Annotated in this window: 16 protein-coding genes; 6 read left to right on the top strand and 10 right to left on the bottom strand. The window is 65.7% G+C overall.

The window, feature by feature from the left end; genetic code table 11:
* Nucleotides 1-17: 17 nt before the first annotated feature.
* The 5 genes from ACO073_RS06670 to ACO073_RS06650 all read right to left on the bottom strand — a co-directional run bounded on the left by ACO073_RS06670 (nt 18) and on the right by ACO073_RS06650 (nt 4,553).
* Nucleotides 18-1,031 (bottom strand): helix-turn-helix domain-containing protein, encoded by a 1,014-nt coding sequence (locus tag ACO073_RS06670; RefSeq protein ID WP_421996372.1) that lies wholly within the window; start codon nt 1,029-1,031, stop codon nt 18-20.
* A gap of 172 nt (nt 1,032-1,203) precedes the next feature.
* The gene (locus ACO073_RS06665; RefSeq protein ID WP_421996371.1) at nt 1,204-1,584 is read right to left on the bottom strand and encodes a PLDc N-terminal domain-containing protein; all 381 of its coding nucleotides are present in this window, start codon (nt 1,582-1,584) and stop codon (nt 1,204-1,206) included.
* Nucleotides 1,585-1,623: 39 nt separating this feature from the next.
* Entirely contained in the window at nt 1,624-2,187 is a 564-nt protein-coding gene (locus ACO073_RS06660) for an HdeD family acid-resistance protein (RefSeq protein ID WP_421996370.1), read from the bottom strand.
* A gap of 41 nt (nt 2,188-2,228) precedes the next feature.
* On the bottom strand, nt 2,229-3,182 hold the full coding sequence (locus ACO073_RS06655; RefSeq protein ID WP_421996369.1) for a hypothetical protein: 954 nt from the start codon (nt 3,180-3,182) through the stop codon (nt 2,229-2,231).
* Nucleotides 3,183-3,710: 528 nt separating this feature from the next.
* A complete protein-coding gene (locus ACO073_RS06650) occupies nt 3,711-4,553 on the bottom strand; it encodes a transporter (protein WP_421996368.1) in 843 nt (280 codons plus the stop codon).
* 496 nt (nt 4,554-5,049) lie between these two features.
* Here ACO073_RS06650 and ACO073_RS06645 point away from each other — a divergent pair, with 496 nt between their 5' ends.
* Genes ACO073_RS06645 through ACO073_RS06635 form a run of 3 tightly spaced genes read left to right on the top strand, consistent with a single transcriptional unit; the run spans nt 5,050 to nt 8,805 of the window.
* Nucleotides 5,050-5,559 carry a hypothetical protein gene (locus tag ACO073_RS06645; protein WP_421996367.1) on the top strand — a complete coding sequence of 170 codons (510 nt, stop codon included), beginning with the start codon at nt 5,050-5,052 and terminating at the stop codon, nt 5,557-5,559.
* A complete protein-coding gene (locus tag ACO073_RS06640; protein WP_421996366.1) occupies nt 5,556-7,283 on the top strand; it encodes a SulP family inorganic anion transporter in 1,728 nt (575 codons plus the stop codon). Before ACO073_RS06645 ends, ACO073_RS06640 begins: the two co-directional genes overlap by 4 nt.
* A 28-nt stretch (nt 7,284-7,311) precedes the next feature.
* Nucleotides 7,312-8,805, top strand: coding sequence for an arylsulfatase (locus ACO073_RS06635; RefSeq protein WP_421996365.1), 1,494 nt, complete (start codon nt 7,312-7,314; stop codon nt 8,803-8,805).
* 81 nt (nt 8,806-8,886) lie between these two features.
* Here the strand turns inward: ACO073_RS06635 and ACO073_RS06630 are convergent, their stop codons facing one another.
* The 4 genes from ACO073_RS06630 to ACO073_RS06615 are packed head-to-tail and all read right to left on the bottom strand — an operon-like array spanning nt 8,887 to nt 13,184.
* Nucleotides 8,887-10,092 (bottom strand): cation:proton antiporter, encoded by a 1,206-nt coding sequence (locus tag ACO073_RS06630; protein WP_421996364.1) that lies wholly within the window; start codon nt 10,090-10,092, stop codon nt 8,887-8,889.
* Between the two features lie 56 nt (nt 10,093-10,148).
* Nucleotides 10,149-11,594, bottom strand: coding sequence for a DUF1254 domain-containing protein (locus ACO073_RS06625; protein ID WP_421996363.1), 1,446 nt, complete (start codon nt 11,592-11,594; stop codon nt 10,149-10,151).
* Nucleotides 11,595-11,596: 2 nt separating this feature from the next.
* Complete coding sequence (locus ACO073_RS06620; RefSeq protein WP_421996362.1) at nt 11,597-12,913, bottom strand: DUF1214 domain-containing protein; 1,317 nt, start codon at nt 12,911-12,913, stop codon at nt 11,597-11,599.
* Between the two features lie 37 nt (nt 12,914-12,950).
* On the bottom strand, nt 12,951-13,184 hold the full coding sequence (locus ACO073_RS06615) for a hypothetical protein (protein WP_421996361.1): 234 nt from the start codon (nt 13,182-13,184) through the stop codon (nt 12,951-12,953).
* 348 nt (nt 13,185-13,532) lie between these two features.
* Here ACO073_RS06615 and ACO073_RS06610 point away from each other — a divergent pair, with 348 nt between their 5' ends.
* Complete coding sequence (locus ACO073_RS06610; RefSeq protein WP_421996360.1) at nt 13,533-14,105, top strand: alpha/beta hydrolase; 573 nt, start codon at nt 13,533-13,535, stop codon at nt 14,103-14,105.
* A gap of 92 nt (nt 14,106-14,197) precedes the next feature.
* Here ACO073_RS06610 and ACO073_RS06605 read toward each other — a convergent pair whose 3' ends face one another.
* Entirely contained in the window at nt 14,198-16,339 is a 2,142-nt protein-coding gene (locus tag ACO073_RS06605) for a DUF4114 domain-containing protein (RefSeq protein ID WP_421996359.1), read from the bottom strand.
* A gap of 398 nt (nt 16,340-16,737) precedes the next feature.
* On the opposite strand from ACO073_RS06605, the gene ACO073_RS06600 reads away from it, so the two are divergent.
* Together ACO073_RS06600 and ACO073_RS06595 are read left to right on the top strand one after the other, a co-directional pair.
* Complete coding sequence (locus ACO073_RS06600) at nt 16,738-17,199, top strand: (2Fe-2S)-binding protein (protein ID WP_421996358.1); 462 nt, start codon at nt 16,738-16,740, stop codon at nt 17,197-17,199.
* Between the two features lies 1 nt (nt 17,200).
* Nucleotides 17,201-19,459, top strand: coding sequence for a xanthine dehydrogenase family protein molybdopterin-binding subunit (locus tag ACO073_RS06595; protein ID WP_421996357.1), 2,259 nt, complete (start codon nt 17,201-17,203; stop codon nt 19,457-19,459).
* Nucleotides 19,460-19,463 lie beyond the last annotated feature (4 nt).

Raw genomic sequence — 19,463 nt, 5'->3', positions numbered from 1 at the left:
TCACACTGTGGAATGTTCTAGGAGCATCGCAGGCAGTCGCGAAAACGACCCGCGGGAGAATCATCGCGACTCGGCGGCGCCGGCGGCAAGCCGCTCAGCGCGGCCAGACGCACTTCCTTCGGCGTGACACCGAACTCGCGGCGAAATGCCCGGCTGAAACCCGAGGCGTCGGCGAAGCACAGCATCTCGGCGACGCGCCCGATGGAAAAGTCGTGCGACGTGTCGCAGAGAATGGCGAAGCTCTCGCTCAGGCGGCGGCGCTGGATGTACTGGGCGACTCCTCCCTGCCCCTCGAGCAGGCGGTAGAGTTGCGAGCGCGACGTGGCGGCCTCCCGGCACAGCTTCGCGGCGCCGAGGGACGGCGAATAGAGGTGGCGAGCCACCGCCTTGCGCACGCGCTCCATCAAGGTGGCGGCCATCGGCTTCCCGGCACCTTCCACGCGACGGTCCGACGGGCCCAGGCAGGCCTCGAGCATGCTCTGCACCGCGCCCGTCAACCGCGACGCCTCTTCGCCGGTCAGGGTCGGGACACTGGCTCTCACCATGCCCAGGAAGTCGGCGAGCAGCGCGCCCCGCGGCCCCTGTAGCGGGATGCCGACGGCCGAATCGAGAAGCTGCCTCGAGCCGGCGAAGGTGTCGCGCGACAGCAGGATCTGCATGCGCGATTCGCCAACCGTCCTCCGGATGGCCATGTCCTGGCCCAGCGACAGGAGGAACGGCACGCCGGGCGGCACGCGAAACCTGCGATCGCCGGCCGCGACCTCGCTCGTGCTGCGATCGCTGAGCGTCACCACCCAATGATCGACCGGGCTGCGGCGCACGAAGGATCGGCTTCGGGCGACGGCAACCGGTGCCGAATCCACCTGGCTGACGGTCAGGCCGCCGACGATCCAGTTGGAATTGGCAGCCTCGAAGCCGGCACGTTTCCCGGTCTCGGTCGTTGTCTCGAAGACCGCGTCGTACCAGTCGCGCCAGGCATCGAACTGGTTTCCGCTCGGCAGGCCGGACGTCGCGAAGCGCGTGGTCAGCATGAAATGCCTCCGCCTGCCGATGCCCGGCAGGAATGACCAGACGCTTCCCTAGTCCGGCGCAGGTGCCCGGGAAAGCCCGGACCGTGCGCCGGAGGCCGATTTGAGACGCACGGTACGGGATCGGGATTCCGGGCACGGGCAGGCCCGCCGCCGGCGGCGTCCCGCGCACCTCCTACTGGACGATGCGGGCCCTCAGACGCGCATATTCCTGGTCGGAGATGGCGTTCTCGGCCTTCAGACGCCCGAGCTTCACGAGCTCGTCGGCCGAGCTGAAGCCGACGATCTGGCGCAACTCGTCGCGCGCCTGCCTCGCCTGCAAGCGATTGCGCTCCGCCATGCCAGCGCCCTGGGTGAGGATGTAGGCGAAGATTCCGAGGTAGGGCAGCACGATGAGAAGGATCACCCAAAGGACCTTGCCCAGCCCCGAGATATCGCTGCGCCGGAACAGGTCACTGGCGGCCGTGATGAACAGCCAGAACCACAGGATGAACACGAACACGGCGAAAGCGTTGGCAAGAAAGTTCGCGAAAGTCGATTCGGCGGAAATCAGCATGGTCTTCTTCCTCTGTTGTGCCCCTGGGCGAGGTCGACGTCAGGTACGGCGCGCGACTTTGGCGACGGTGATGTAGGCCAGTCCGGTGAAGCCGAGCGAAAGGCCGCCGACCGTGGCCGGCGTGAACGAATGGCCGTAGGGGAGCGTCATTGTCAGCACCCCGCCCGCGAGCACCGCGAAGCCCCCGGCCACGGCGAACCAGTACCATCCGCCCAGGCGCCGGATCTTCACCGCGAAGGCGATCTGAGTGGCACCATGAAGGGCGAAGACGAGCGCCATCGTCAGGGTCTTGATCGCGATGCCGGGAAACGGCTCGATGTAGACGAGGACGCCGCCGACCGCTGCCACGCCGCCGAGCGCCAGGCACCAGGCGAACAGGACGGTCCGCTGCATCATCCCCGATTGCACGATCTGCGCGATGCCGACGAGCAGCAACACGAGGCCAAGCACTTCGTTGGGCGGGAGGGACGACAGCGCCGGCACGCAGATGGCCACGGCGGCGCCCAGGATGAAGGCGCCGCCGACGAGACCAAACAACAGCCAATACGAACGCAGGGCCTCGATCGCAAACCGGCCGGCGTCGGTAGGCGGCGTTCCTGGCATTCGATCTGCTCCCTCCCTGCTGCGCGCAGCGATGCCTGCCGTCAGAACCTGACGCTCAGGCCCACGATCGGTCCATGCAGCACAAGGCCAATGCTGTTGTCGTTCAGGCCGGAGCCGTTGACCGCATTGAGGCCGAGCGCCCGATAGCCGACGACGCCGGCCACCTGGTAGCCGCCGAGGGGCCAGGCGTACGAGTAGGCGGCAACCGCCTGCCAGGCGAGCCGGTCCTGAAATCCGAAACCGCCGATATCGGCGCGCAGGAAGGCATCCTGGCGGGGCGTGAACTGGTGGCGCAATCGCAGGCCGACCAGCGGGTCGACCCATTGGAGGCTGCCGGACCGCGCCACGGCAAAGCTGCGACTGCGCTCGAGGCCGAGCGGCGCGACATTGATCCCTGCGGTCGCATCGAGGGCCAGGTCGGCGGAGTTGTTCCAGTAGCGAAAGCCGAGCAGCCCGTCCAAGGCCGTGAACGAACCGCGCCCGTGGCTCCATTTCGCGACCTCGTAGATGCCTCCCAACTCGACGATCGTCATCGTGTAGGTGAGCGCGGCATTCGCGCTGGCACTCAGCGTCAGGCCCGGCAGCGGATTGCGGTACGTCGCCATGGACCTGCTGAAGTTGAGCTTGGTCCAGACCACATCGGCATAGGCGCCGACCCTGCCCTTGTCGGCTTCGAAATAGCCCATCAGCGCGCCCAGCGTGTCGCTCTTCTGGAAGAGCTGGAAGAAGTCGGCATCCACACTGGCCGACTGGCCGCGGGCGTTGACGGTGCCGCTCACGCTCATGAGCCAGCCATAGGCGGTCGCGCGAAACCGCCATGCGTCGGGATCGTCCGTTCCAGTGGCGCCGGCGGTCTCCGGCTCGTCGCCGCCCGAAGCGGTGGCTGCTGCTGGCACGAAGGTGGTTGCCAGCACCAAGATCGCGGACGCGGCGGAGCACAACATGCCCCAGCATCGGCTTGGCTGGCCATGCTGACCGCGCACCAGGGGACCCACGCCCGCGCCCTCCTGCGTCAGCTCTCGGCAGCGCCCACCGGCTCCTTGCCGGCAGGCACGCCGTCGAGATGGCCGAGGGCCGCTCGTAGCCGTGGCCCATCGAAACCAAGAATGACGAGGCCGCTCATCCGTCGCTCCATCCCGCCAGCCACAGGGTTCCGGCGTGCCCCAATTCTAGCGAAGGGCTCTCGGTGCGCATCGGCGCGCCGTCCCAGAACTGGTCCCGGCGTCCCTATCTGACGCTCGCCTCGACACAGCGGCCGTGAGGATGGACCATGTTGGAACGGAAAGAGACGAAAGGCAGCCGCGGATCTCTCCTCGACGGGTAGAGGGCAGCCATGCGGATCGGGTGGTTGGTGAAGGTCCCGCGGCCTGGCTCCGAGTCGAGATTTCAGTCGGCAGTACCGGCGCCGAAAGCGGCAAGCACGAGGGTATCGCGTCCGATGCCGCCGGCGATGGTATCGAGGCCATTGCCCGCGATTTACTCAGGAGAAAGCGCGCGGCCTCATGCGAGGCCGATCGTTCGCCTTACCTTTTCGGAAAGAGGATTGTCACCACGGCACGTACCCCGAAGCCCTGCGGGCTCGTATTGGTGGTGGCCGCCCAGTAGCGAGCGCCGATGCCGAAACTGACGGGCTGCTGGTCGACCTTCACCACCTTCGAGATCAAGAAGTTGAGCGGCACGGCCCAAGCATCGCCGAACCAGTCGTAAGTGCTCTCGGAACTGAGGGAATAGGTCCAGGCCTCCTTGGTCGTAAAGGAGACGAAGGGCTGTACGAAGGTAGCACTGAACGAGGGAGCGCTGCCGCGAACCGTGGCGAACGACCATGCGTGATTGGCGAGCACGCCGATCGTCCACGGTCCAACCTGGGTCAGGGCGACACCGGTTGGCCCCGCCCCCCATTGCCCGTTGGAAAGAAGCACATGTGTGCCGGTGGGAATCACGACGACAGGGCCGACACCCCAGATGAGGCCGCCGCTGGTGGGTGCTTTCGGCGAAAGGAAGAAACTTTGCACGGTGTCTCCCAGGCCGAACTGGTTGCCGCTGTTCGGCGCGGTATTCCACTGCGACACGACGGGCAGGATCGTGCGCGAGACGACGTTCCATTCCTCGCTGATCGAGACCGGCACGACAGGCTGAAACCGCATATAGGCGAGGTGGCCACCATGCTCGAAACCCGCCTGTGCGTCATAGTTGAACTGGAACGGAACGCTGATCAACGCGGCGACCGGATTGGCAAGGCTCCTGGCAAGGTCCTCGTCGCTTTGGCTGCTTGCGGGAGTCGATGGCAGGACTCCGATCAGGAAGCCGATCGTCGCGGCGCAGTTGCGCGTGCGCTTCAATCCGAGAAGGGTGCGACGGGATGGCATGGTCAATCCTCCCTTGTCCATGCGTGCCTCGCGATGACGTGCTGGAAGTCCGGCGTTTCTGCTCCGCGTGCGCAATGCATCTCCGCCACAAGCTCCGTTTGCCGGCGGCGAATCTAGGCTCGCCGATGCAGGACGGCCCGAGCCAAACGTCCCATGGCCATTCCGGTCGTCCCAAAAGCGGATGTCAGGTGGCAAATTGAAAGTGGCCTCGGAAGCGGCTGCCGCGAGGACGGGAGTGCGAAGCCGCAATTCGCGAATTGGGACACCGGGCACAGTCAGGGGACACCACGCCGATGTGACCCGGGCGGCGCTCCGCTAAGTGTGCTCCTCCCGCCGCACAGCAGCGGATCCCTCTTCATGAGGAAGTCATGGGCACTGACGGGATCTTGGTTGAGGATGGGCCTGCCGCGCTCGCGGTGCCGCCGTTCCGCCGATTCGCCCGTCGAGCCGTGCTGCCCGATTCCGGCCGGGGGCAGGCCGGGGAAACGGGGGTGTGGTGACGCGCTCCCCTTCCAGGGTCCAGCTTCTCCTGGCGCGACTGGCCCTCGGGCTCACGATCACCTTCGCGGTCGCGGGCGCGATCTGGCACGGCCTGTCGGGCGAAGTCCTGGCACGGATCTGGGAGAATATCCTCGAGCGCCCGGGCGGACCCATGACCTTCCGCTTCATCCTCCAGCCGGTCATGGCAGCGGCGGCCGCGCTGGTCGACGGCACGAGGGACGCCCGCATCGGACGCGCGGCGTTCATCCGGACGATCCTGACGAGTCCGGAAGAACGCACCGAGCGCATGCACGAGGCGCTGATCTCGACCGCCCGCATCGTTCTCCTGGGCCTCGCCATGGATACGATCTACCAGGCCCTGGTCTTCGAGACGTTTCATCCCGGCGAGGCGGCCATTGTGGCGCTTCTCCTCGCCTTCGTTCCCTACGTGCTCCTCCGCGGCCCCTTCACCAGGGTTGCCGGCTGGTGGTTCGGCTCGACCGCGCGAGGGAGATCCCCGCGATGAAGCGCTTCGACGCCCTGAACCGGTGGACGCCCGACCGTCGCAACCTCGCCTCCGACCTGGTGGCCGGGCTGACCTTTGCCGTCGTGAACGTCCCTCAGGCGATGGCCCATGCCCTTCTCGCGAGCGTCAATCCGATACTCGGCATCAATGCCCTGATGGTGGCCGTGCCGGTCGGTGCCCTCTTCACGAGCTCGGTCTTCATGAACGTCTCCACCACGGCCGCGCTGGCGGTGGCCGTCGGCGCCGCACTGGAGGACATTCCGGCCGGCCAGCGGACCGAGGCTCTGGCAATGCTGGTCCTGATGGCCGGCGCGATCCAGCTGCTGGCCGGCCTCCTGCGGCTGGGGTCCCTGCTTCGCTTCGTCTCGAACGCGGTGATGGTCGGCTTCCTCAACGGCGTGGCCATGCTCATCATCCTCGGCCAGCTCGGTCACCTGACCGGCTACGACAGTTCCCTGTCCAACAGGGTGGCCCAGGCGCTCGAGCTCCTGCTTCGGATCAACCAGGTCGAGCTGCCCACGACGCTGCTCGGCGGCGCGACCCTGGCGCTGATCGTCATGCTCCTGCTGTCACCGTGGCGCCGGTACGCCTTCATCGGGGCGATCGCCGGAGCCACCGCCGGGCTGGCGATGCTGACGATCCCGAGCCTGACCACGGCCTCCTACTTCGCCGCGGTGCCGACCGTCGGCGACATCACCGGGATCGAGCGCTCCCTCCCCGAACTCGCGCTGCCGCCGCTCTCACTCCTCCTGTCGATGAGCCTGCCCGCCGTATCGGTGGCCATCATCGGCCTGATCCAGGGCGCGGGCGTCAGCGAGGGCACGCCGAACCCCGACGGCCGATACCCCGACGTCTCGCGCGACTTCCTGGGTCAGGGGGCCGCCAACATCGCCACCAGCCTCGTTGCCGGCATCCCCGCCGGCGGCTCGATCTCGGGAACGGCGCTGATCCTGGGCGCCGGCGCGCGGTCTCGGTGGACGAACATCTCGGTCGGCTTCTTCGTCGCCGCGATCGTGCTGCTGGTCGCGCCGCTGGTCGAGCGCGTGCCGATGCCCGCCCTTGCCGCGCTGCTGATCGTCGCGGGATTCCAGGGGCTGCGCCTTCGCCAGGCGGTCATGGCGTGGAAGACCGGTCGAATACCGACGGTGGTGATGATCGTCACGTTCTGCGCGACGCTGATCCTTCCCCTGCACTTCGCCGTGCTGTTCGGCGTGGCGCTCAGCGTCGTCCTCCACGTGTTCCGGCAGGCCAACAAGGTCGTGGTGGTGCAGTGGGTCCTCCAGCCCGGCGGCTTTCCGCTCGAGCAGGCGGCGCCGCCGCGGCTGGCGAGCCGTCAGCTGACCCTTCTGCATGTCTACGGCAGCCTCTTCTTTGCCGCGGCGAAGAACGTCGAGGAGATGCTGCCGGCGATCGGTGACGCCAGGCGCGCCGTGGTGGCGATCGTCCTGCGCGGCAAGAACGAGGTCGGCAGCACCTTCGTGACCGTCCTCGAGCGCTACGCGGCGGCGCTCCACGCCCACGACAGCAAGCTCATGCTGATCGGCGTCGACCCGTCCGTTCTCGCCCAGCTGGCCAGGACCGGGGTCCTGAAGGCGATCGGCGAGGACAACGTCTACCTGGCCACGCCTCAGATCGGCGAGGCCCTGAACCGAGCCATCGCCGACGCGACCGCCTGGATCGGCCTGCCAAAGGCGGCGAACAGCGCCGGCGACCAAGCATCCTGACTCTGCCACTCGAACAAAGGAGACCGACATGGCAAAGACGAAGAAACCGAACATCCTCGTGCTCTGGGGGGACGACATCGGCTGGTGGAACATCAGCTACAACAACCGCGGCCAGATGGGCTACCGCACGCCCAACATCGATCGCGTCGCCAACGAGGGCGTCGCCTTCACCGACTACTATGGCCAGCAGAGCTGCACGGCGGGACGGGCCGCCTTCCTCACCGGCCAGAACCCGATCCGCACGGGCCTGACCAAGGTCGGAATGCCCGGCGCCGACGTCGGGCTCCGGGCGGAAGATCCCACGATCGCGAACCTGCTCAAGCCGCACGGCTACGCGACGGGGCAGTTCGGCAAGAACCATTTCGGCGACAAGGACGAGTTCCTGCCGACGGTGCATGGCTTCGACGAGTTCTTCGGCAACCTCTACCACCTCAATGCCGAGGAAGAGCCGGAAGACCCCGACTACCCCAAGGATCCCGCCTTCAAGAAGCGGTTCGGCCCTCGGGGAGTCCTGCACTGCCTGGCCGACGGCAAGGGCGGCCAGAAGGTCGTGGATACCGGACCGCTGACCCGCAAGCGCATGGAGACGATCGACGACGAGGTGACCGACCGGGCGCTGCGCTTCATCGACCAGTCGCACGAGGCGGGCAAGCCCTTCTTCCTCTGGTACAACACGACGGCGATGCACTTCCGGACCCACCTGGCCGAGAAGCACCGGGGCAAGAGCGGACAGGGCGACTACAACGACGCGATGGTCGCCCACGACGAGAACATCGGCCGGATGCTCGACAAGCTCGATGCCCTGGGCATCACCGAGGATACGATCGTCCTCTACTCGACCGACAACGGCGTCCACTTCAACAGCTGGCCGGATGCCGGCATCACGCCCTTCCGCTCCGAGAAGAACACCAACTGGGAAGGCGGCTGGCGCGTGCCGGCCTTCGTTCGCTGGCCCGGCAAGTTCAAGGCCGGATCGGTGGTGAACGGAATCGTCAGCCACCAGGACTGGCTGGTGACCTTCCTGGCCGCCGCGGGCGAGCCCGACATCAAGGAGAAGCTCCTCAACGGTCACAAGGTCGGCAAGACGACCTACAAGGTCCACCTCGACGGGTACGACATGCTGCCCTACCTGAGCGGCGAGGTGGAGGAAAGCCCGCGAGAGTCCTTCTTCTACTTCAGCGACGACGGCGACATCCTGGCGATCAGGATGGGGGACTGGAAGGTGGTGCTGATGGAGCAGCGGGCCAGGACCCTGCAGTGCTGGTTCGAACCCTTCGTCCGCCTGCGGGCCCCCAAGATCTTCCATCTCCGGCGGGATCCTTTCGAGCGCGCCGACGAGAACTCCAACACCTACTGGGACTGGATCATCTCCCACGCCTACATCATCTACCTGATGCAGGGGCTGGTGAGCGAGCAGATCGCCAACTTCGTCAAGTTTCCGCCGCGCCAGAAGCCTGCCTCGTTCAATCTGGACGCCGTGATGCGGACGCTGGAAGACGCCGGAGGCGGCGCGAACCACTAGAGCGGCTGGCGGCAACCGGGGTCGCGCGAGCGGCCCCGGATTGCCGGATCGACGGTCACGGCGCGCCGGCGTCGGCCCCCGTCACCGGTCCGCCTTTGCGGCTTCTCCGGCGGAATAGAGCGCGATGGCCGGCCGGGCGCTCAGGCCATGGGCGAAGATGCTGAGCGCGACGGTTGCAGTCGTCGCGAGCTGAATCGTGGATTCACCCGGCAGGCCGATCTCCCGCTTCAGATACACCAGACCGAGGACGATGGACGCCAGTCCACGGGGACCGAACCAACCCATGAACCAGACGGTCGGACGCGAGAGTCCGGAGCCGATCAGCGAGATCGCCACCGGCAGCATGCGCACGACGGTCAGGCTCGTGATGGCGTAGGCCGCGACCGCGAGATCGATTCCCTGCCAGCTGCGCGCGACGACGATGCCGAACAAGGTGAACACCGAGAGATTCAGGACCTGTCCCCAGATCTCACCGAAATCCAGGTTGGGCTTGCGCGCGCGCTTGGTGCCCAGCTGAACGGCGAGGCCTGCGACGAACGCGGCGATGAACATGCTGGCGCCGACGGCCACGCTGACGAGCAGGCAGAGCACCGGCAGGGCCGCGAGGGCGATCTGGGCGAACGATGGCGCCACCCAGTCGCGGCTTGCTGCCCATCCCAGCAGCCATCCGCCACCTAGTCCGATCGCCACGCCAACCACGACGCCGTAGCCCAGCTGTTCGAGCACCAGCTTCGCGAGCCTCGGGTTGGCGCCGTCGCCGGCGGCAGCCGTGATCGCGATGAAGAAGAGGAGGAGCGGAACCGAAAGCCCATCGGCGAGACCTCCCTCGACCTTCAGGGCCTGCCGCACCCGCAAAGGCACGCGCGGATCGGTAACGACGGCCTGGGCCACCCCACCGTCGGTCGGCGCCAGGATCGCGGCAAGGATCGCCGCCTCCCACCAGCCGAGACCCGGCAGGATCAGCCACGCCGCGATGGCCCCCACCAGCATGTTCAGGGGAAGGGCGACGCCGAGGATCCGGCCCGGCAGCTCGCGAATGTTCCACAGCAGCGACAGGTCGGTCCGTGCGGCATCGGTGAACAGCAGCAGCACGAGGCTGGCCTCCGCGAGATGCAGGAGGAGATGGAGGTCGACCGCGAAGCCGGGTCGCAGAGGCACGATCGTCCCGATCGCGATCCCTGCGAGCGTGAACGCGAGCGGTCCTGTCACGACCGTGGTCTCCAGACGTCCCGAGACCAGGCCGTAGGCAAAGAAGAGAACGGCAAGGGTCACAAAGAAGAGGAGCATCGCGACCAGCTGCTATCGTCGACCAGGCAGTTTCCGCGCCGCGTCCAACCGTCTGCTCAGCCGGACTCTCCCCGAAAGGGAGTGGAGGCACGAAGGGGTACGGGAACGATGTCGGGCAACTGCCATGTCCGATCGAAGTAGGCCTTCGTGGGGGCATAGAAACGGAAGTATGCAAACCACCCGCGACCATCGACGGTCGGTATCCAGTTCCTTTCTTGACTGCCCTCGGGCGGCTCGACGCCGAAATAAAGGTCCACGGAACCGTCGGGGTTCTCGACCAGGCCGTCACGCGAATCGCGGCCCGCGATTTCGCGCCCGTTGTCGATGAAGCAGCGGGTCTCGGTGTCGTAGAGGGTCATTGCCCAGAATTGCGCGACCGGCGGATTCGGCGGGACGCGCAGCGAGTAGCTCTTCCCGCCCTGAAGCCAGGCCCCCTCCGCGTCCTTCTGGATGCTGAGATAGGCCTGGCCCTCGCCGGCAGTCCTGGTCGTCATGCCTGCGGACAGGGTGACGGCCTCGTAGAACCATCCCGTCCGCTCGTCGAGGGCCGTATGGTTCTCGGTTTCCTGGCCGGCCTCCAGAAGGATCGCGTTCTTCCACTGCCGACCGGGGTAGGCGACGGCTTCCTTCTGTCGCTTGGCGTAGCTCAGGCTTCTGGCCATCGCCTCGCCGATCACAGCCGCCTCCCGGAGAATCGCGCTCTGCCGCCTATCCGGAACGAAGGGCCTGCCCTTCTCGATCCCGAGCGGCTTGAGCATTGCCACCATCATCCGGTCGCGCTCGTGAACCGGCTCCCCATCCATCAGCTTCGCGACCAGCCGCCAGTAGTCCAGTCCGCCGGGTTGGGCGCCGCGCCACGCCTTGCCGTCCGGCGTCACCATGCGTGTGCGCGGCGGATCGGATTTCCTTGCGTAGGGGTATGTTTGGTAGGCCTCTCTCAGCGCATTCGCCTCGTCCGGATCGGTCGCCAGCACGCGAAAGGCATGAAAGATGTGGTTCATCGGCGAGCGAACGACAGTGTAGCCGTCGGCGCTCCCGACCGAGTGACCAGGGCCGAGGACGAGGTATCTCGCGCCAGCGCCCCTGTCGGGGCCGGTCAGTCCCATGTCCGTGACCGGCCGCTGCCAGAAGTCCAGGATCCCGCCTGCCGTCGGGCCCTTGGGATAGTCGATGACGACAGGCCCCGTCAGGCTCAAATCGAGCATGCCAACGATATAGGGGGTCGTGGCATTGGAGGTCAGAAGCCCGAGCTTGTCGCGATAGCTGACATAAAGGACGACGTCGCCGTCCTTCGCGCCAAAGATCTTTTCGTGAACCTCGTGCCACTGCGCGAATCCGACCAGCGGTATCGCCCACAGGTACGCCTGGACCGCCCTTTGAAGATCCATCGCGTCGTAGAGTTTCTCGATCGTGGCGTCCGTCGGGTAGCCACCCTCGAAGCTCAAGCGACCGATGTCCGTCTCGATCGAACCGGTCATCGGTAGCGAAGACAAGTCCTTCATCCTCAGCCTCCGGGCGAACCACGCATCCCGTCGCACTCCGTCTGCTTCACGATCGGAGGAACGTAGTAGTTGCCGTTCAGGACTTCCGCCTTCGGCACGTACATCCGCATGTTCAAGGAAAATGCTTCGCCCCTGCGCGTCGGAAGCCAATTCGACTCGGGGATGCCGGCAGGCCGGGAGGCGGCGAAGTACAGCGTCAGTGAGCCGCTGTCGCCATGCTCGAAACGGGACAGGTGGTTGAAACTGTAGCGATGGAGCGGATTCGGGATGACCCGATAGTCCGGCAGGCTCAGAAGGGTCAGCGACCAGTAGGCATCGACGTGCTCTCCAGGCAGGTCCCTCTGCTCGAAGTGGATCGTGTACACGTTGTCGCCGTTCAGCTGAGCGCCGGTCTCGTCCTGCTCGCCGATGTAGTAGACAACCTCCTCGTTGTTGTTCCACCAGATGCCGGCGAAGTTCGCGGCGGTCCGAAACCAGTAGTCCTCGCCGAAGCCCTTTTCCTTGCCTGTGGTCGCGATCCAGCCGCCTCGCCTGTCGCCATAGCTGCGGATGAACTTGATCAGGGCGGGCAGCGCGATCGTGCGGGTTATGGCCTCGACAAGCGCTCGGTTGGCTTCGCTCCCGGCCACGAACGACGCGATGGACATGACGTTCCCCTGCATCGCGCCGGCGAGCTTCATGGCGTCGGGCGCGCTGTCCAGCACGGCCTCGACCATGGGCGTGGCGAACGCATCGACCGTGATCGGGTTCGCGTTGTCGAACGCCGGGATCGCAACAGCCGGCTCGATCCTTGGTCTGCCGGCTTCGACGATTCGAAATCCGCGCTGCAGCCGAACCGCAGTCTCGTCATCGCCTCGTCGTTCGATGCGCGCAAGCATCTTGGCCTTGCGCGAAGGGAGGTCGAGCTGCAGCACGTTGGCCGGCAGCCTGGGTGTCGAACCCTTCAGACAGAACGCAAAGCGGCCGTGCGGCCGATGCGGAAAGCTGCGCTGATTCACATTGCAGACGATGTCGGCCCATTCGTCCATGATCTGGACCGTATAGTATCGGCCCTCGATCCTCGGGATCTCCAGGATGACGGGCGTGTCCTCGTCGACGGCGAGCCAGGCCTCGAGGTAGGCAACGTCGAGATTCGGATTGACGAACGCGGCCTCGCCCAGTTCGTTGTACTTGATGACATTGTAGTCGTTCTTGCCCTCTGCGAGGTCGATTCGCTCCTGGCGGATGACCAGGTACCGGGCGAGGACGTAGATGTAGGCGTCGACGACATCCTGCTCCGTGAGGCCAAGTCCCGGCACGGGCCCGTTCGACACCGTCATTTGGCGACGTTCCTCGATTCGGATCGATCGGCGGCCCTCACCGCTTCGGCGCCTTCGCGAGCTGCGATCCCTGAAACGAGCGGCGCAGCAGCGACCAGAGGCTGCCGCCCGTCACCATGCCCAGGACGTAGACCAGGGCAACCAGCACGGCCAGCGGCGCGCGGGCGCTGAAGCCCAGGAACGACATCGTGACGACCGTGACGTTCTGGGCGACGAAGAGAATGACGGCGACGGCAAAAAGCACGACGACACAAAGGTGAATCCAGCGCATGTCGATTGCTCCCCTGTCCGTGCCGGGTCCTCGACCGGCCTGTTGCCGGCCGCTTCATCCTACAACCGGCCGCGCGGAAGGACCTAAGCGCGGTGTCTCCGGACTGTGCCGCACGTCCCAAACACGGGGTTCTCTTGGGAGCCGATCGCAACGGCCCCGGGGGCGGCCGGCCACGGAGAGGGGGCGGTCGCTCGACGCCTTGACCGACCGATCGTCCCGGGGCTGTTCAAGGTGTCCCAAAAGGCAAGGGGAACGGGACTTCGCCTGTTGCCGGCGCTATCCCATCGTGCGGCGCAATCGTCGAGGAAGCGCGGGGTGCCCGTCATCTTGTTCAGGATCCTTCGGCCGGTGGCCGTTCTGGGAATCGCCGTGGCGGCTGCTGTCCTTGCGCTGCGCGCGTGGGACGCCCACAGGGGGCCACCGCTCGAACCGTGGCACACCTACGTGCCGGCCGACATGCATGCTGCCGAGATCGACCGCAGCGACTGGACGGCCTACCTGCGGCGCGAGGAAGGCGTCTTCCGCGCCGTGCGCCGTGACGTCGTGGATCGGATCGACCCGCGAACGGCGGTCCCGGGCAACCGCTACTGGGCGGACGCCCCGATCCATTCCGGCCGCTTCGCCCAGGATTTCAACCGATCGTATCGGCTCGAGCCGGACGGCCCGCCCGCGGGAGCCGTCCTGCTGCTGCATGGCCTCACCGATTCGCCCTACAGCCTCCGTCATATCGGCCGGCGCTATCGCGACGCCGGCTTCGTGGTCGTTGCCATCCGGCTGCCGGCGCACGGCACGGTGCCCGCGGCCCTGACCGACGTCGAATGGGAGGACTGGGACGCCGCGACGCGGCTGGCGGCGCGCGAGGCGCGGCGACGGGTCGGCGCCGACCGCCCGCTGCGGAACGCGGCGACAAGCGCTGACTGAGCTTGGCCCGCACATTTCCGGTCTCGACTTGACCTCCCCCGGCCTGCCTCACCGCCTTCGCTGTCAAGCGGGCGGTGGGAAGAAGGCAGTCGCTACGCGAGCAGCTGGTCGTCGGGGAACACCCGGATGTTGATCACGACATCCTGGAAGTCGTTGTCGCCCGTCGTTGTCGGCAGGTCCTCGAAGCCGATCTGCAGTTCGCGGCCGCCCGGATTGACTCCGGAGAGCACCTGAACGGCGCCTTCCGAATTGAAGGCAGCAAAGGAATGGAAGATCGGCGCGGCCGTCAGGCTGCCCAGCGCCGCGCTTCGCAACTCCGGCGGCACACCACTGGCGAGATCTGCCGGCGCAGCCGTTCCGGGCATCACGAAGGAGAGATCGTCGGGGAGGTCGCCGTAGAGGTCGAACCCGTCCTGAATCAGGAAGAAGCCGAGCTTCTCGTTGTTCCCCGGCACGCCCAGGCTCACCGTTCGTCCATCGGCAGCAACGTTCAGCGTCCCGGAGAACACGACGCTCACATCGAGAACCGTCCCGTCCGCTGCCACCTTGTAGACGCCGAGCGTGTTGTTGTGTGCCGACACCGCAGACTTCAGCTCCAGCGTGAAGCGCACCACGCCGTCGCCGGTGAGAAACGGCTCGTTCGCCACACCGTTGATGGAGGATGCCTCCACGCGCGTGCCCTCAGACAGTTGGGGCAGAAACTTCTCGAAGGTCACCACCGTGTGAGCTGCCGCGCCCGCACCGCGCACGACCGTCATGAAATCGCCTCCCGTGAAGTCGCCGACCAGCCGAAGATTCAGGCCGCCAATGACGAGCGTGGCGCCGCCCACGCCCTCGATGACGTCGATCGCCGCCCGCCCGGCCGCTATTCCCTGGAAATCCAAGGCGTCTTCCGCATCGAACCCGACAACGGCGGTGCCAGCCGGCAAGCCGCCCGATCCGCTGACGATCTCGAGCAAGTCGGCGCCACCATCCAGGTCGATGAACTCGAAGGAGACAAGTCCTTCTGCGGACATCTTGACGACGTCGTCTCCGGCGCTGCCTTCCAACCTTTCGACACTCACAAGCCGGCCTGCCGTCAGATCCAGGGATTGCGGTTCGGCAAGAAGGAGAGTGTCCGTGCCGTCACCGCCATCGACGGTCATTCCCGGCGAAAAGACACCCTTGAAGAGGGCAATCCTGTCGTGGCCGCTCATCGAGATCTGTGACCTGAACCACGAAGGGAGATCCAGTCCCGGCTTCAGTCCCGTCGGCTGATGGGATCCATCTTCGGCGAAGATTCCAAAGCCGACCTCGAAAGGCGGTGTTCGCGACGGCTGATCGAAGGCATCGAAGGCGAACAACGGCACGGTCTTGCCGCCATTCTGATACTGGCCGGTAAGCCACGCCAGGATCTTGTCGTAGACCTTGACCTGATTGCCCTGGCCGTAGACCGTCGAATAGCCGGTTTCCCCGACGAATGGTTCGATCTTGCCGGCGAGCTGCTGGTAGACGGATTCGAAGTATTGGATGACCGGCGCGAAGTCGGTGCTCGACGCCGGTTCCTGCGGGGTTCCCTGCGTGTACTGATTGTAGAAGACGACGGGCTTGCCGCCGACCCAGGCGTTGCTCCAGTGGCTTTGAATGTAGTCCGAGATGTTCACGGCGATGGCGTTGGAAACGCCGTAGTTGGCGATCGTCGTCGACACGGGAATCGACGAAAGCCCGTACTTGCTCAGCGAGGCGCTCAGATTGTCGAAGGACTGCTGGATCCAGGTCTGATAGGCGCCGAATGACGGATCGCCCGGCGGCGGTCCGTTCTGATCGATCTCGTTGCCGAGCAGGATCACCTTCAGATGCGCCTGCACCTTCGCAACGGAGCCGAAGGCATCGATGATCATCTCGACCCATTTGTCGGTGTAGGCCGAGCTGGTCATCAGGCCCGGCGTCCACGGCTGCCCAAACCCGCCCTGGGCCAACGCGCTGTTCAGCGTCCCCATGGCAAGCTCGATGTCCGCCGTGCCGGCGACAATGGAGATGACCTGTTGCTGGGTGGGATCGATCGTCGGGTCGTTGGGGTTGACTGTCCCGACCGCCACATCATGGAATGTCTTGATCAGCCCGAAATACTGGGTGATCTGGGCGAGGTCCGCGGCGATGCTGTAGCCTGTCCGCCCGTTCTCCCAACTCTCGTAGTTGACGCCGACGTTGTACTTGAACGGCGTATTGACGGGGATCAGCGGGTCGGGTGCCATTCTGACGGTCCTGTGTGCCTGGTGGCGATCGATAATATCTCACCGAAGCTGCCAAGAAGCACGCCGCAGGCCGTCGCCTGTACCAAACATCGCTTTCGGTGCGGCGACGATCCGAGCGATAGGCACCCCCCTTGGCCGGCACGTCGCAAGCCACGAGCCAGTCACTGCTGCGGTTTAGACTTAACCTCTTTTAACCGGCGCCCCCGGTGCCTCAGTGCTATTTTCACGTTCTGGCCAAGTCCGGAAGGACCCAGGCACCAGTCGGCCGGCCCTGGCATTCCCGACGATATCGCCGCGCTCGCAGGGGCACTGCCGTTCGGGATCGAGACGAGCAATGGCGCAACAGAAGGCCGGCTCGCCGTGACGAATAGCAACGTCCACAGAGAGAAGGCGTCGACATGTTCGAACTGACCGTCAATGGGACCAGGCACCAGGTCGACGTCGTCCCGGAAATGCCCCTGCTCTGGGTCTTGCGCGACGAGCTTGGCATCACGAGCGCGAAATACGGGTGCGGCATCGCTCAGTGCGGCGCCTGTACGGTGCAAATCGACAGGGCGGCCGTACGGTCCTGTCAGGTCCGCATGGCCGATGTCGCGGGCAAGGCGATAACCACCCTCGAAGCGGTCGGCAACGGCACGCTGCATCCTGTGCAGGAAGCCTGGATCGAACATCAGGTGCCGCAATGCGGCTACTGCCAGGCCGGCCAGATCATCCAGGCCATCTCGCTCCTCGAAGCCATTCCGAAGCCGAGCGACAAGGACATCGACGTCGTCATGTCGGGCAACCTCTGCCGCTGCGGCACTTACGAGCGCATTCGCGCGGCAATCCATGCGGCCGCCGCGAAGATCGGAGGGAAATGACATGGTCGACCAGTCCAGTCTCTCCCGACGAACCCTGGTTTTCGGCTCCATCGCGGCCGCTGGCGGCGTGGCGTTCGGGCAGCATGCGCGGGCGCAACGGCCACCTGCTTCTGCCGCTGCGACGAATCCGCTGACGGCGGACCTCGGTCCAAATTCGGTGACGTTCAATCCGTGGGTCGAGATCAGTCCGCAGAAGATCACGCTGATCGCCCAGCACGCGGACAAGGGTCAAGGCGTCGGTTCCATCCAGACGCTGATGATCGCCGAAGAGCTGGACCTCGAGCCGAACCAGTTCGAGATCCGTTTCGCCGGACCCAGCCCCGCCTATTTCAATACCGGATTCGCCCACGAGCTCGCGCCCTTCCTGGCACCGGACCAGAGCCCCGAAGCCGAGAAGGCGCGCGCGGCCGCCCTGGAATGGCTGAGGAAGTCCGGCCTGCAGATGACCGGGGGCTCCAGCACGATCCCCGACACGTTCGACAAGCTGCGCATGGCCGGCGCGGTCGCGCGGGAAACGCTCAAGGCGACGGCAGCCCGGCGCGCTGGAATTGCGGCCGCCGATCTGCGGACCCAGGGCGGCAGCGTGGTCCTGCCGGACGGAACGAAGATTCCCTACGTCGCGCTGGCCGCGGACGCGGCGAAGATCACGCCGGTTGCGGTCACCAGGCTCCGCGAGCCTTCTCAGTGGCGATTCATCGGCAAGCCGATGGAACGGCTCGACATCCGGTCGAAAGTCACCGGCGAAATGAAGTTCGGCATCGATCGGAAGATGGACGGCATGGTCTACGCCGCCGTCAAGCTGAACCCCAACAAGGGGCAGCCGATCGTGTCGTACGACGCGAGCACGGCCCAATCGATGCCGGGGGTCCGGAAGATCCTCAAGATATCGAACGGCATCGCCGTGATCGCGACGAACAGCTGGTATGCGATGCAGGCGGCCGAGCGCGTCGACTGCACATGGGCACCGAGCAAGTATCCGGCCGAACAGGCCGAGCACTGGAACGTCGCAGCCGCTTCCTTCGCGCCGCAATTCCTCGGCAAGGAATGGCGCAATGACGGCGATGTCGACGCCGGATTGAAGGAAGGGACGCTGATCGAGGCGGAGTATCGCGCGCCCTATGTCGGGCATCAGCCGCTGGAGCCGCTCAACGGCATCGGCATTGTCACGGACAAGGGCATGGAAATCTGGGCGGGGCATCAAACGCCCCAATCAGTGCAGGACATCGCTGCGACAGCGATCGGCATGAAGCCCGAGCAAGTGACGTTTCACAACGAGTGGATGGGCGGGAGCTTCGGCCACCGCCTCGAGTTCGAGAACATCCGGGTGCTCGCCGAGATCGCGAACCAGATGCGCGGGATACCGGTGAAGCTGGTCTTCTCGCGAGAGGAGGATTTCCGCCAGGACATTCCCCGGCAGATCGCGATGGGCAGGTATCGGGGAAGCGTCAAAGACGGAAGGATCGTTGCCGCCGATTTCCAGGTGGCTGCGAATCCGCCCTTCAAGGAACTCCTGGCACGAATGGGAACGCCGTCGAAGGACCCCGATGGCCAGCTCGCGGTCGGCATCTGGAACCTTTATTACGACATCCCCAACTACCGCGCGAAAAGCTTCGAGATCCAGGGGCTGTCGCCGTGCACGACCTGGCGGTCCGTCGGCGCTTCCGCCAACGGATTCTTCACCGAGAGCTTCATCGACGAGCTGATTCACGCCGCGGGCCTGGACCCGCTCCTGGCGCGCATCGAGATGTGCAAGATACCGATCTACCGGAAGCTCCTGGAGACCGTCGGCGAGATGGCCGACTGGAAGGGGCCCCTGGGACGCGGAAAGGGCCGCGGCGTGGCGTTTGTCGAGTCGTTCGGAACGGCCGTCGCCGAGATCGTCGAAGTGACCATGACCGACGCGGGCATCAAGATCGACAAGGTCTGGGTGGCGGCCGATGTCGGCACGGTCGTCGATCCCGTCAATTTCGAGAATCTCGTCCAGGGCGGCGTCGTCTGGGGCCTGGGTCACGCCATGAACTGCGAGCTCACCTATGCAAAAGGAGGCGTCCAGCAGACCAACTACAATCACCACGAAGGCATGCGGATGTACCAGTGCCCGGCAATCGAGGTGCGTGGCCTGGAAAACGACTACACTGTCAGGGGCATCGGCGAGCCGCCTGTACCGCCCGCGGCGCCCGCGCTGGCCAACGCCATCTTCGCCGCCACCGGCCAGCGCCTGCGTGAAATGCCTTTCAACAAGTTCATCGACTTCGTCTGAGGGC

It is taken from the genome of Reyranella sp., assembly GCF_965229815.1.
Lineage (GTDB): Bacteria > Pseudomonadota > Alphaproteobacteria > Reyranellales > Reyranellaceae > Reyranella.
Note: the sequence above shows the minus strand (reverse complement) of the source record. Positions and strands in the feature narration are given on the sequence as shown.

Bases quoted from the DNA above. Each gene is read 5' to 3' on its own strand.
- ACO073_RS06620 (WP_421996362.1), bottom strand. From the start codon at position 12,913: ATGACGGTGTCGAACGGGCCCGTGCCGGGACTTGGCCTCACGGAGCAG.
- ACO073_RS06625 (WP_421996363.1), bottom strand. From the start codon at position 11,594: ATGAAGGACTTGTCTTCGCTACCGATGACCGGTTCGATCGAGACGGAC.
- ACO073_RS06650 (WP_421996368.1), bottom strand. From the start codon at position 4,553: ATGCCATCCCGTCGCACCCTTCTCGGATTGAAGCGCACGCGCAACTGC.
- ACO073_RS06660 (WP_421996370.1), bottom strand. From the start codon at position 2,187: ATGCCAGGAACGCCGCCTACCGACGCCGGCCGGTTTGCGATCGAGGCC.
- ACO073_RS06605 (WP_421996359.1), bottom strand. From the start codon at position 16,339: ATGGCACCCGACCCGCTGATCCCCGTCAATACGCCGTTCAAGTACAAC.
- ACO073_RS06665 (WP_421996371.1), bottom strand. From the start codon at position 1,584: ATGCTGATTTCCGCCGAATCGACTTTCGCGAACTTTCTTGCCAACGCT.
- ACO073_RS06630 (WP_421996364.1), bottom strand. From the start codon at position 10,092: ATGCTCCTCTTCTTTGTGACCCTTGCCGTTCTCTTCTTTGCCTACGGC.
- ACO073_RS06670 (WP_421996372.1), bottom strand. From the start codon at position 1,031: ATGCTGACCACGCGCTTCGCGACGTCCGGCCTGCCGAGCGGAAACCAG.
- ACO073_RS06640 (WP_421996366.1), top strand. From the start codon at position 5,556: ATGAAGCGCTTCGACGCCCTGAACCGGTGGACGCCCGACCGTCGCAAC.
- ACO073_RS06595 (WP_421996357.1), top strand. From the start codon at position 17,201: ATGGTCGACCAGTCCAGTCTCTCCCGACGAACCCTGGTTTTCGGCTCC.
- ACO073_RS06615 (WP_421996361.1), bottom strand. From the start codon at position 13,184: ATGCGCTGGATTCACCTTTGTGTCGTCGTGCTTTTTGCCGTCGCCGTC.
- ACO073_RS06635 (WP_421996365.1), top strand. From the start codon at position 7,312: ATGGCAAAGACGAAGAAACCGAACATCCTCGTGCTCTGGGGGGACGAC.
- ACO073_RS06600 (WP_421996358.1), top strand. From the start codon at position 16,738: ATGTTCGAACTGACCGTCAATGGGACCAGGCACCAGGTCGACGTCGTC.